This is a genomic window from Planomicrobium stackebrandtii, assembly GCF_030814955.1.
GTDB classification, from domain to species: Bacteria; Bacillota; Bacilli; order Bacillales_A; family Planococcaceae; genus Planococcus; species Planococcus stackebrandtii.
The window spans coordinates 444,157-457,728 of sequence record NZ_JAUSWB010000002.1 but is presented as its reverse complement, the minus strand read 5'-3'; the positions used below and the strand labels follow the sequence as shown (position 1 = coordinate 457,728).

The 13,572-nt window shown below is 45.5% G+C and carries 9 protein-coding genes; 2 read left to right on the top strand and 7 right to left on the bottom strand.

Features of this window, described 5'->3' with window-relative positions; all coding sequences use genetic code 11:
- Window positions 1-26 precede the first annotated feature (26 nt).
- A complete protein-coding gene (locus QOZ98_RS05805) occupies window positions 27-1,997 on the bottom strand; it encodes an S-layer homology domain-containing protein (RefSeq protein ID WP_308786532.1) in 1,971 nt (656 codons plus the stop codon).
- 427 nt (window positions 1,998-2,424) lie between these two features.
- On the opposite strand from QOZ98_RS05805, the gene QOZ98_RS05800 reads away from it, so the two are divergent.
- Together QOZ98_RS05800 and QOZ98_RS05795 are read left to right on the top strand one after the other, a co-directional pair.
- Window positions 2,425-3,816, top strand: a complete 1,392-nt coding sequence (locus QOZ98_RS05800; RefSeq protein WP_308786531.1) for an N-acetylmuramoyl-L-alanine amidase — start codon at window positions 2,425-2,427, stop codon at window positions 3,814-3,816.
- A gap of 76 nt (window positions 3,817-3,892) precedes the next feature.
- Window positions 3,893-5,539 (top strand): S8 family peptidase, encoded by a 1,647-nt coding sequence (locus tag QOZ98_RS05795; protein WP_308786530.1) that lies wholly within the window; start codon window positions 3,893-3,895, stop codon window positions 5,537-5,539.
- 208 nt (window positions 5,540-5,747) lie between these two features.
- Here QOZ98_RS05795 and QOZ98_RS05790 read toward each other — a convergent pair whose 3' ends face one another.
- From QOZ98_RS05790 to QOZ98_RS05765, 6 genes are all read right to left on the bottom strand, one after another.
- Window positions 5,748-6,782, bottom strand: coding sequence for a C40 family peptidase (locus QOZ98_RS05790; RefSeq protein WP_308786529.1), 1,035 nt, complete (start codon window positions 6,780-6,782; stop codon window positions 5,748-5,750).
- Between the two features lie 333 nt (window positions 6,783-7,115).
- Window positions 7,116-8,534, bottom strand: a complete 1,419-nt coding sequence (locus QOZ98_RS05785; RefSeq protein ID WP_308786528.1) for an alanine/glycine:cation symporter family protein — start codon at window positions 8,532-8,534, stop codon at window positions 7,116-7,118.
- Window positions 8,535-8,733: 199 nt separating this feature from the next.
- The gene (locus QOZ98_RS05780) at window positions 8,734-9,825 is read right to left on the bottom strand and encodes an amidohydrolase (protein WP_308786527.1); all 1,092 of its coding nucleotides are present in this window, start codon (window positions 9,823-9,825) and stop codon (window positions 8,734-8,736) included.
- A gap of 222 nt (window positions 9,826-10,047) precedes the next feature.
- Window positions 10,048-11,004 carry a nuclease-related domain-containing protein gene (locus QOZ98_RS05775; RefSeq protein WP_308786526.1) on the bottom strand — a complete coding sequence of 319 codons (957 nt, stop codon included), beginning with the start codon at window positions 11,002-11,004 and terminating at the stop codon, window positions 10,048-10,050.
- Between the two features lie 228 nt (window positions 11,005-11,232).
- Entirely contained in the window at window positions 11,233-11,586 is a 354-nt protein-coding gene (locus QOZ98_RS05770) for a hypothetical protein (RefSeq protein ID WP_308786525.1), read from the bottom strand.
- Window positions 11,587-11,862: 276 nt separating this feature from the next.
- Window positions 11,863-13,476 (bottom strand): M20/M25/M40 family metallo-hydrolase, encoded by a 1,614-nt coding sequence (locus QOZ98_RS05765; protein ID WP_308786524.1) that lies wholly within the window; start codon window positions 13,474-13,476, stop codon window positions 11,863-11,865.
- Window positions 13,477-13,572 lie beyond the last annotated feature (96 nt).

Sequence of the window (13,572 nt, the reverse complement as noted above, 5' to 3'; positions counted from 1 at the left end):
CTTCTATTAAAGTTGTGTAAATATTATTACTGCGCAAGCGGCAGCATTTTGATATACGAGCCATGGACATAAGCTTTCGTAAAGGCTTTGTCTTCCGATGCGACTTCATACCATAGCGCTCCGTTGGATGCTTTTGTTTCGTTGTTGATGATGACCGGAACCCCTGCCGTCTTCAATGTATAGATAGAAGCAAAGTTTGTGCTCGCATCCTTTCTGAAGTTCAGCGGAGCGGTCGTCGTGTAGCCAAGTTCATGCTTGTTCAAGTCCTTGTTTCCAAGGTGGGCATCTGCACGGAACATGTGGCCCGCGATTTTTTCTCCCCAGAATGCATCAGACGCATAGCGAACGTTCATGCCAATGCCTTTGTTGCCCAGGACCGAGCCGTTGTAAAAGCCGCCAGTTGGTACTTGGTAGCCTTTGTTGATGCGCGTTGCTGCGTCTTCAATCGATTCTCTGAAAGTAGCATAGGAATAAGCACGGTTATAAGCATCGCCGTCCACCGCTCCATAGCCGAACAAGTTGAACTTGTCCTGTGCGATTTTGCTGACTCCCCAGCCGCTTTCATGAATGGCGTGGGACATCAGGTAAAGTGCGTTGATCTTATAGGTTTTTTCCATTTCTTTAAAGAACTTTCCAGTGCCGACAAGCGGACTGGTTGTCCATTTCTTGCCATTGAGAGTCTGGTTATAGTACGGGAATTTATCCTGCAAGTATTTGTCCAACTCTGCAGCTGTGTAGCTGGTTGCGGATTGGAGCGGCAGCATGTTGAAATACTGATGGCTCTCAACCACTTTGGCGCCGGATGCGTTGGTGAACGTCGCTCCGTCCCAGCTGTAATACTTCATGCCGCTGACAAATTCTTTCGGTGCTTTGCCGATGACGCCGGTTGATGCATAGCTGCCTGTTGCATGGTTGAAGATTTTATGGACCATGTTGCTGCCGGACGCTTCATAATAAGACTGCCCTTTTTGCATCAGTTCCGGAATCAGTCGGACCACTTTTGAACTGACATAGCCGACTTCGCCAGCCAACTCCACTTTGACGGTCGTCGCTGTAGCATCCAGGAATTTCAATTCTGTGTTGGCCGGTACGTAAGGACGGAAAGTTCCGTTGGCTGCCTTCAGGCTGTCCGTTGGATAAATTTCCGTAAAGGCGTTGGTAGATGCAATCCCCTGCTTCATCCAAAGGATCTGGTTGCTGCGCTCGACTGCCTGAACTTTTGCGTTATTTTGAGCATAATCTTTTGCCTGGGCAAACGTATCGAAATGCTTTACGACAGTTGTTTTATCTGCCGAAACCGCTGACGCCTGGAACTCCAGGTTTTGAGGCGGGAACACTTCATCTCTGGCTCTCAGCATAACTAACGCCACCATCCATCTTTCTGAGCTGTCTTTCGGTCTGAAAGTATTGTCTTTGTTGCCCGTAATGATTTCCAAATGGGAAAGAACACGGACATCGTCTTTATGTTCATTTCTGATTGTTGAAGTATCGGTAAAGTTTAACGCCGGTGTTTCTGAAACATTAATGACGATGCCTTTTGCTGTCAAAGCACGAGACACCATGGTCGCCATCTGTTCGCGGTTGATCAGTTCGTTGGGCTTGAAAATATTATTCGGGTAGCCTTTGATAATTCCAGCATCTACGGCTGTAGCTATGTCATTGTAATACCATTTTTCTGGAAAAACATCCTTAAAGTCCATCGTTGCTGCTGCTGTTGCTGCTGCCGTAAACCCTGCATTTTCAACAGAAGCACTTTCTGCGTCTGCCCCAAATTCAAATGATTGAACAACCATTTTAGCGAACTCTGCGCGTGTTACTTCTCTATTAGGCCGGATTGTTCCATCATCATATCCCTTAATGACACCCAGTTCCATCAATTCTCTTATTTCATCTTCATATGCATGGCCCGTTAAATCATCCGCTGCTTTTGCAGTCTCTTGCGTGAAGGTCGAAAGTGCTAGTAGCACCACCAGGAATCCAAGTAGTAGTTTTTTCATCTTTTAATAAATCCCCCTTTTACAAATTAAACCAATTTTTCTTTATCCATAAAACAAGCAACTTAAGGTTAGTATCTCTTTCTCCTACAATAAATCATATTACCCGGGCAAACTATACTTCATATTATCTATATTTATACATTTTTACATGGACAAATAATTAAATAATACCTACAAGTGTACCATTAGAGGGAGTATAGGAGTAAAGACAAATTTTTATTAATTTTGTTTCGTTGTAAAGTTTTTAGATTAGTCTGATATTATTACCAATAAAATAGGCATAAAGTATTAGATCAAAAATCCCTTTCCAAAATTACAACTTTTAAACCATACTATTTTCTTATTTATTAAAAAAAGGCATTAATTACAATAAATATCTGCTAATATCACTATCAGATAGAAATTACTAGGAGGAAATGACAAACCCATGAAAAACGTATTATCAAAAATTACTTTATTTCTCGTTGCTGCTGTTATTGTGATCTCGAGTTTAGGCATACAACCCGCTTCCGCTGCAAGTAATCCCTTTAAGGATGTTTCAGCTTCAGATGAAGAAATTTTGTATTTATGGAATAGAGGCTTGATTAACGGAGTCAGTAAAACATCATTTGGCCCAGAACAGGCAGTAACCCGTGAGCAAGCCGCAGCATTGATCGGACGGGCAATCGGACTTAATAAAACACTCCGCAAAACAAAGTTTTCGGATGTGGATCCAGGCCGTTATAGTTCTGGCTATATCCAATCAGCTGTTGATAAAGGCATCATAACTGGAGATTCAGATGGAAAGTTCCGCCCATACGATACAATGACGCGTGGCGAGATGGCTTTTCTCTTAAGCCGTGCATTCAATTATAATAAAACTGGCAATGTCTTCTTCTCAGACATCACGACCAATAATACTTCAACAAGCCTTTATACGGCCGTCAATAAAATTGCGGTTGCAGGCGTTTCAAACGGAACAGGAACTGGCACTTTCTCCCCTACTAAGAAATTGATCCGCAGTGAGTTTGCTGCTTTTGTAGCACGTGCACTGAACGCTAATTACAGAGTTGCTTATAAGAATACGACCGTTGCAAACTTGAACGTAACAGTCAACGCTTTGAATGTCCGCACTGGACCAAGCACAGGTTATGGTTCTATCGGCAAGTTGAACACAGGCGCTCCATTCCAGGTCTATGGCTATAACGGTTCATGGGCATACGGCAAAAGCGGCACCATCACTGGCTATGTAAGCACTGCCTACTTGGCAAAAGCGGCACCAGCCACTGCCAATAGCCGTTTTATCACAATTGACCCAGGCCATGGCGGTTCAGATCCTGGAGCAGTCGCTAACGGATTGCTCGAAAAAAGCATCAACCTTGATGTATCAAAACGTGTCGAAACTAAACTGAAAGCTAAAGGCATCAAAGTTTACATGACCCGCTCAACTGATGTGTTCCATACGTTAGGCGCACGCGTCGATAAAGGTGTCGCAAGTGGATCCAACGCATTTGTCTCCATCCATACAAACGCGGCTACTGCTGCTGCGAGCGGATCTGAAACGTTCTATTCTGCTTCAGTCGGCAACGACAGCAAGCAATTAGCTACATTTATCCAGAACCGTCTTTACAAAGCAATGGACCATCCAAACCGCGGCGTTAAAAACTACGGTTTCCAGGTTCTCCGCACTAACCCACTTCCAGCCGCTTTGGTGGAATTAGGATTTATTACAAACCAATACGATGCAGCTAAACTGGCATCCGGCACATACAAAGATCGTGCTGCAACAGCCATTGCTGATGGAATACAAGATTATTACAACTGGAAAGCAAAAAATTAATTTCACAAACGGACTTTTTAGTCCGTTTTTTTGTTGTATACTACAGGAAAGTTTAATGTATGCAGGAGGGAATCTATTGAAAAAATTATCATTTTTAGCAATTTCCGCTGTCCTTTTCAGTGGGTTGGCCAGCACCGCCGCCGCCGAAACTGACAACGCTTCAGAGCGTGTAATTATTTCATTTAAAGAAGAAATCGATTATGAGCTGCTCGAGGAAATGGGAGCAGAGATTCACGAGGAATTTGACGCTATTTCTGCAGTATCCGTAACGCTGCCGGATGAAGCAACAGTCCAGTCAGCAAGCATTGATTCTTCCATTGAGTACATAGAGGAGAACTCTGTAGTCCGTGCCGCAGCACAGGCAAGCACCTGGGGCTACCGCTCAGTCAAAGCAAATACGGCTTCGAGTCTTGGCTATACCGGCAAGGGCGTGAAAATTGCCATCATCGATTCAGGCATTAACTCCAAGCATCCTGACCTGAAAGTTGCCGGCGGCGTTTCCAAAATCGCCAATTCAAGTGCCTATACAGATGGACTGGGACACGGCACGCATGTTGCTGGAGTCATCGGCGCCCAAAACAATTCGATTGGCACGGTTGGTGTCGCACCAGACGCTCAGCTCTATTCGGTCAAAGTTCTTTCCACTAAAGGCCTCGGCACTTTAGAAGGCGTGGTCGCGGGCATTCAATGGGCCATCGACCAAAAAGTGGACATCATCAACATGAGTTTAACTACCGTCACCAACGACCAAACTTTGCGCGACATCACCAAAAAAGCGTATGACGCTGGTATCCTCATCGTAGCGGCTTCCGGCAATGAACGCGAAAGCGGATTGTACAGCGATGTCCTGTACCCGGCACGTTTCCCTTCCGTTATAGCTGTCGGCTCGGTTTCACAGCTCAACAGATTGTCCTATTTCTCAAATTACGGCCCATCACAAGAGCTCGTGGCGCCTGGCGAAAACATTCTAAGCAGCTTTGTCGATGGAACCACCACATCGCAAAACGATTATGCCATCTCTGAAGGAACGTCAGTCGCTTCTCCTTTTGCAGCCGGCACTTTTGCCCAATACATGGAAGCTTATCCGCACCTTTCAAACAAACAGCTGCGGGAAACCGTTAAACGCGCTGCAACGGATCTTGGACCTAAAGGACGCGACAATCAGTTCGGCAATGGTCTGGTGCAATCCCTCGAGACCAAAGCCGCATTATTTCCAGATTTAAAGAATGATGTCTGGTACTCAGAACCGATCCAAAAGATCTTTGACCGGAACATCATCACCGGTTTGTCGGACGGAACATACCGCCCGAACGCGACCATTACACGGGCTGAAGCCGTCACGATGCTTGGCCGTGCGCTAAACTTGGACAAGAGCAATACAAAACACCGCTTCAGCGATGTTTCAAAAGATTCTTTCGCAGCCGGCTATATTAACAGCGCCTTTGAACTGGGCTATATTAAAGGTGTGACTGCCACTAAGTTCCGGCCGAATGACCCGATCAAGCGAGGCGACATGGCAATGATCCTGCAAGCCGCATATGGGCTCACCAGCACACAGCAAACCGCCTTTACTGATGTACCAGAATCGATGTACTATTACGACGCCATCCAGGCAGCCTTTTCAAGCAATGCTGTAACAGGCTATAAGGACAATACTTTCCGTCCGAAAAACCCCATCACCCGTGCAGAGAATGCACAATTTATGAGCAACCTAGTGAAATAAGCAAAGCCAGAAGCCAACGGGGTTGCCGCTTGGCTTCTGGCTTTTTTGCATCAGCTTTTGCTTTTACCCTATGTTCATATTGATACTTTACAGCTTGTTGAGTGCTGCACGAAGTTTTGCATTTCCAATAATTCTTCCAACAAAAACAGCAGGACATCCCGGGTTAATAGGCTGTCCTGCTGTTTTTGATGCTTCCTATAAAAGAACTTTAGTTGCTTTCGATAGACCGGTAAACAAATGCGGTGAATTCTGATCGCTTAGCATTGGCATTTGGCTGGAATGACCCGTCTTTATGGCCAGTCGTCACTTTGCTGGCAGCCAGGATTTTGATGGAGCTTTCAGCCCAATGGCCTTTAGTATCCGTGAAGGATACGGCTGAAGATGCAGATACATTTTTAAATTCATATGCTGTTGTCAACAGTTTGCTGATTTCTGCACGGGTGATTTTAGCACTTGGTGCAAAATAACCCGGCGAACGCCCTTTGACAATACCCGCTTTCATAACCGCGTTAATATTGCCGGCTGCCCAATGTTTAGCTGGCACATCTTTAAAGGTAGTACCTGAAACCGGCTTTAGCTTTAATGCTCTCGCAATGATTGTCGCGGCTTCCGCTCTTGATACATTGTCATTCGGATTAAAAATACCGCTGCCGTCTCCTGTGAGAATTCCCTGTACAGTCAACGTTTTAATTTCATTAGCTGCCCAATACCCTGTTGGCACATCATAATACTGCCCAAGCGAAAGAGCCGGCTTTGCTACTGGTTTCGCCACTGGTGTAGCTACGTTTTTGACTTCGCTCAAGCGGCGTGCGCCCGTGTATTTAGGAGCCCAGTATGGATTGGTATTCAAGTTGGCAATTGTGACACCACCGCTTGTGGCAGAAATGAAATTGCCGCTTCCGACGTAAATGCCGGCATGTGAAATTCCTGCTTTATAAGTCCCTGAAAAGAAAACCATATCGCCTTCTTTCAGATTGCCTTTGCTGACGCCAGTACCCATTTTATACTGTTCTGCGGCTGTCCGTGGAATTGAAATATCAAAGTTGTTGAATACATAACGCAAATAACCTGAACAGTCAAAGCCTGAAGGTGTTGTCCCTCCAAATTTATAAGGTGTGCCTTTGAATTTCTTAGCATATGTCGTTAACTCATTTGGTGTCGCTGCACTGGCTTCGTTGGAGTTGAATGGATTTGCTGATACTAAGAGTACTGCGACGATTAGGAACATTAATAGTTTCTTCACTTGGCACCTCTTCTTTTGGAATTCGGGATGTTGATCAGACATCGACCGCTTTTTTCTTCTTTAGTATATTTTTGATTGTATCAGTAAAAACTACCATTTTATGTTACATTTATATTACAAATGTGTAACATGACCTATTTGTATGTTTAATTTTAGGAAATAAGGGGATACTAGTGTTTATTTTCTAAGCCACTGAAATAAGCATATAAACCTGTCAGATTTTATGGAGATATTTCTTTTCTTAAGTGGCATGCACCTATGTTTTTTCAGTCTTTTAATGCAAGCACAAAAAAGACCTTTTTGCACTTTGGCAAAAAGGTCTTTTGGTTTTATTTATTCGTGTCGGCTTTCGCTTTCGCCCCAGCATTCGGTATTTTTCAAGCCGGGGATGTTTTTCGCAAAGAACTCCGGATTTTTGCCCGCTTTGCGTTGAGCGGTGTAGTCGTCCAGCACCTTGAAGGCAATTTTGCCGAGCATGGCGATGACGACAAGGTTGAGAACAGCCATGAAGCCCATGAACAGATCGGCCATGTTCCAGACCAATTGAACCTGCGCCAATGCACCGAACATGACCATAGCCAATACGCCAAAGCGATATGCGGTCAACCAGCCACTGTGGGCGTTGATAAATTCGATGTTGGTTTCACCGTAATAGTAGTTTCCGATGATTGAACTGAACGCGAAGAACAGGATGGCAATCGCCAGGAAGTAAGGCGCCCAGCTGCCAAGATGGACATCAAGCGACGCTTGTGTCAGCAAGATCCCTTCTTGTTCTCCGTTGGAATACAAGTCTGCCAGGATAATGATGAAGGCAGTTGCCGAACAGATGATGATGGTATCAAAGAATACACCCAAACTTTGCACAAGGCCTTGTTTCGCTGGATGCGAAACGTTGGCAGATGCGGCTGCGTTCGGTACAGAGCCCATACCGGCTTCGTTTGAGAACAAGCCGCGTCTTACGCCCTGCATGATAGCTGCACCGATACCGCCGCCCACTGCTTCTTCCAAGCCGAATGCGCTTTGGATGATCAACGTGAATACTGCAGGAATTTCAGTGAAGTTCATGATGACGATGTACAAAGCAACAAAGATGTAGATTGTCGCCATAATCGGCACTACGACTTGTGTAACACGCGCAATGCGTTTAACACCGCCAAATATGATTACAGCCGTTAAAAGTACAAGTCCTAATCCAACAGACCAATCTGGAATATCGAAAACATCCTCGAATGATTGTGCAATTGTGTTTGATTGGACCGAGTTGAAGATAAACCCGAACGCCAACGTCAAAAGAATCGCAAAAACAATCCCGAGTTTACGGTTGCCGAGCGCTTTTTCCATGTAGTAAGCAGGGGCGCCGCGGAATTGTTCGCCGTCGCGGACTTTGTAAACCTGCGCCAATGTGCTTTCAATGAAAGCGGTGGCCATCCCGATAATAGCAACCATCCACATCCAGAAAACCGCTCCCGGTCCCCCGATGGCGATTGCCAATGCAACGCCGGTGATATTGCCGGTTCCTACCCGTGACGCTGTAGAAATAGTGAACGCCTGGAAAGCAGATACACCGCTGTCCCCATCTTTTTTCTCGGTGATGACACGGAACATTTCACCGAAAAGGCGAACTTGAACGAATTTGGTGCGAATCGTAAAGTACAGGCCAAGGCCCATCAGAAGTGCAATTAGTATGTATGTCCAGAGTAAAGTGTTGACGTTATCAACGAACCAAGTGATTCCATCTAAAAAAGCATCCATCCATATTCCTCCCTTTTTTAATTAAACTTGTCTACAATACCCTATTTGAGGCAACCAAAACGCTCTTTGCCCATCGGATATAAAAATGAGACCCTCTAGTAAAAGAGGGTCTCGGATATCGGCTCACCTTCATCATAGCATGATATTTGGCGAGATAAGAGTTGTTAGTATTTTAAGTTATTTCCCGGGGAATAATGCGTTAGGTAGCTCTAATGGTATTTGCCAGCACCTGTGCACCGATCGCCAGTGCTTTCGGGTTGAAACTCATATTGGGATGATGAAGCCCCGGCGACAAATCTGCGCCGATGCCGATCATGGTCGCATTAAGTTCAGGCTTTTTGATGGTATAAAAATGAAAGTCATCAGCACCTGTCGTGTGGATTGGCAGTGCCGTCGCTGCGTCTCCAAGTGTTTTGCGAATGGCGCCATCCGCAATTTGCATGGCGGTTTCCGATACTTCTGCAGCAGGCGTATAATCGGTCCATTCGAAGCTGATCCCAACATCGTGCAGCTTGGCAATGGAGTGCAAACCATCGGCGATTTTCTGCTGGAGTTCCTTCATTAATTCATTCGACTGGGAACGGACATCCATTGAAAACAGGGCAGTTCCCGGAATGATGTTCAGGCTGTCCCCGCCTGTCTGGATATGGGTCAGTTTCGCCGAATAGGATTCGAACGGCGAGAAATAGATCGATTTCACGAATTGATGTATTGCTGCGATGACATCGATGGCGTTCTTTCCTTGATGCGGGCGCGCTCCGTGGGCATCGACTCCCGTAATTTTTCCTCTCAGAAAAATTCCGGATCCGTGGTGAAGCGCTGGTGTCACCTGGCCAAACGGCAACTCTTCGATTGGACGCAAATGGACGCCGTATAAATGCGTAACATCGTCAATTGCCCCCCGTTCAATCATGGACAGCGAGCCGTTGCCAAGCTCTTCCGCCGGCTGAAAAATAAAGCGCACACGCTTCGTCAGTGTTTCATCTTCCAAGTGCAGGAGTGCTCCGAGCACCATCGCCATGTTGGCATCGTGTCCGCACGAATGATTGGCTTGCAGCGTGCCGTCCACTTCCTGCCAAAGCGCATCGATGTCCGCACGCACCGCTACAACTTGCTCTCCTTCACCAATTTCCGCAATCAATCCGGTGACATCGGGGAATGTATGAAAGTTTACGTTGAGGCCTGTCATAATCTCGGCCAGTTTCTTGGTGGTCTCCACTTCTTTCCAGCTGACTTCGGGATGTGTGTGGAAATGGTTGAAGTACTCGAGTATTTGCTGTTCGATTTCCATTTAGTCGTCTCCTTTTGTGTGAGAAATTCTGTTTGATTGTTTAGTTTGATTGTACACGAGTATAGGTAGTTTGTGAGTGGATTGGGCTGGGCGACGAGTGTGTGTGAGTGGGTTCAACCCGGGTGTTCGTTGTGTATACCCTGGTGTTCGCGTGTTATACCCAGGTGTTCGCACGGGCTACCCGGGTGTTCACAATTTCAACCGAAAATCCAATAGTTTTCACTATTTCTCCAGTGGTTCACGGATATAATGCCGATATCGCCGGCTGCCGACCGGCTTACAACCACTTTTGAGGAGAAAATGTTTGGCGTTATCCAAGTTTTTTAGGCCGATAAAATCGCGGCATTCGGCTGTTGTGATGCTCGGTTTTATAAGCATAAACCAATCGTTGAGAGCTTCAGAGTGAGCGTTTCTGCTGATCAGCCGACACGTCTCGCATTCCCAGGCGACGTGCGTTCTTACCATTTTCACGAGCAGGCAGCGCGGACAAAAGACACCGGTTTCGATTTCTGAGATTTCAATCTGAAACTTTGGAGCCAGGGGAAATGGCTGGTAGTCCCGATGGGCGTCCAGGAATGCTTGCCCAAGCCGATGGAGTCCTTCTATAGAAAGGATCGGCTTTGCTAATTTCATCTTCGACAAATAATAATTGACTTCTCCTGCTGAAAGAACTTGCGTATTATGCGGCGCATCTTCAACAATCTGTGACGGATGCGCAATGACAATCAAACTGATAATCGGCAAGCGGCAAGCGAGCATTTTCAAAAAAGCATACATCCGCATAGTGGTTTCATTCATTTGCGTAACTGGGCTTTTATAGCTCATGATCTTTCCGTCCGCAAGCACGGAATGCAGCGCGCTCGGATTTTTCTTGAATTGCAGTTTTCCGGTAATGTTTTTGACTTCCAGTAAGAATACACAACTTTGAGTTAACACTACCGTATCTACCTGAATTTTGAACGGTGCTGGCAATGAAAAATCCCGAATGATTTGATGCGCATATGGCGGGGCGAAAAATTCCATGGCTTCGTCCAACCGCTCTTCCCCTCCAAACCCTGCTTTGGCGCTATTGAGGCTCCTTTTAACCGCATGCCGCTTCGGATGCGTTGGCGGCAATCTTTTTAATAAAGCCTCGTATCCAGCAATTTTTACGGGCTCTTGTCGATATTTAATAATCATGAAACTCCTCCTTTTGTTTCTAGTTTAGCAGGAGTAAATATAAATTACCATTTATATCCAAATATTAGATTTAAACTTTCTATAGCTATCAAAAATGAGATTTGAACTGCCTTCAAGTGCAAATATGCCAAGCCCCAAACACGCTTTTCGCGCGCGAAAAGCCACAAACCAAAAAAGGCTTAAAGACAGGTGCCTCCAAGCCTTACTGATCAAAGAAGTAAACATTTGTTATTCTTTTTTTAACAAAACTTCTTTTGAAATTATCCTTATTATCAATTGTCCTACCAGCGAAACAACTGCCACAAATACTACTGCACCGCCTCTACCTACCGGCTTAAACCAACCATCATCTGGAATAAAGTAAATGGCCAAAACCAACGAAATTATCAATGAAATAGTATTAACCAAGATGACCGAACGAATTTTAATATGACGAGAAAGAAATCCAGTTACGACAACATAGAGTATAGAACCTACTAATAAAAAAGGGGCTTCTTCTCTTTGAACGTGTTGTCCGTATTCATAAAAATGAAAGAAGAATGCCGCGGGTATTAAAGTGAGTATCAACCATGTAACTTTCATAAAAACCTCCATTATAATTTAAAATATACTTTATTTAAGCTACCAAATTTATCAAGCTCCATTTTTATATTTACATAAATATCCAATAACCCTTATCAAATTATAACTTCTATATTATGGCTCGCACCTTGCCCATCAACTATTTCTAACTATTAAGAGAGTCCTCACTCTGTTAAAACTCTTGGAATTTAATAAAAAAGACCAGTCCAATAAAATGAAAATTGGACTAGCCTCTGGTGTGTTGTTTAGCTTTGTCATTGAAATAGAATTTTTACCTCAATGGCGGCTTTTCACTGGAATCGACAAAATCATTTCTTCTAACAGGATCGGCATTTCTTCGAAGGTGTTTTTGATATGAAGGCGCTCTGTTCGTTTGTGGGCATCTTTTCCGTAAGGGCCGACGTTCAGGACCGGCGCTTTCAGCTGCTTCATTGCCTGGAACGGGATGCTGTAAGGATCGCCGTAGACAGGTGTGTTGTTTTCATAGGTAATCCAGCCGTCGCTTTGGTTGTTGTAGTTGACGTAGCTCAAGTCTGAGATGCCGTTGAAATAATGGACTTGTTCGATGTCCAGATCAAACTTCTGTTTGGCGTTGGCTGTGACTTGCTCAACACATAGCTTGACCAGCTCGTTTTCTGACGAATTGACGGGCGGGTAGTACGGCGGCGCGTACATCAGCACCATCGCAGGCGTCAGTTCCTGGCAGTTGATCAGCAGGATGTCTGTCACGTGCATGGATTTTTCACGGACGTCCCATTCCGGGTGCATCAATGTGTCGTGCAGCAAATCAGTGATGTAGTCGTGGCCGAATTTATTGAGTGCGTAATCCATCAGTTTTTCATAGCGCATCACCGTGATTGGGCCGACGGGCTGAATGTTTTCTCGTTCGCACATGGCGTGGTAATCGCGCTCGCAATGTGCAGCCGCTTCTTTTGCGACGTTTTCAAAAATCTGAAACACTTCTTCAGCGTCTCGTTTCATTGTAAATACATTGTACATCGCGGATGTGCGGTAAGGCGTCTGCGCTGAGTATTCCAGCTTCAAGTCACGTTGCGTCAGAGTTACCGGCAACGGCGTTGTTTCACCGTAAACGACTTCTTTGAAATTCGGGTTCCATTCCATGCGATGTGTCAGGTAAGTCGAGATGTAGCTTGACGTAATTCCTGACAGCGGTTCGCCAACATGGGTTTCCTTGCCATAAAACAGTGCGGATGGCATGATTTTGCCGATCGACCCTGTGTACAGGTAATGGGACTTGTCGCCAGGTTTCATTGCAAAAACGGGTTCGCCGTTCAGGAACAGGGTGTATTCGAGGCCATGTTCGCGCTCCAAGTCGAGCAATTTGGACACGCCGTAGCGCATGCCCGCCGAGTTGACTTCCTCATCCGGAACCGTCATCAGCAGCAAATTGATCGGCCATTCTTCAATCGAGGCCTTTTCAATCAATGCCATGTGCAGCGCAAGTCCTGCTTTCATGTCCATGGTACCGCGTCCGAAAAGGTATTCACCAGAGTCAAGATCGCTCAACGTGTCCGCATCCAGTTCATCGCGTATTAACTTAAACGCTTCCGCCAGTTTATAGGGGCTGCATGCCAGAGGTTCCAAGTCGCCATATTCTCCTGTATGCACGGTATCAAAATGGCTGATCAGGACGATGGTATCGACCGCTTCCGGGTGCTTGTAGAGAGCCGTTACGTTTTGCCGCTCCCAATTCACTTCACCCAATCCAATGTATTCCGGATGTTCCTGGAAATATGGAAGCTCCATCAGCTTGTCTTTCAGCTTATAGGCAAACTCCACTTCTCCATCGGTCAATGTCAGGCTTTTCCACCCGACAAGTTCACACAATAAATCCTGTAATTTCTCTGGCGTCCCCCATAATGTGGCCACGGTTATTCACTCCTCTAGTTGTTCAAAGCTATCTCACTTCCTTCTATTATAATGAACTTACTTCTAAATAAAAAGAGGCTGCCCAAAATAGCGTGG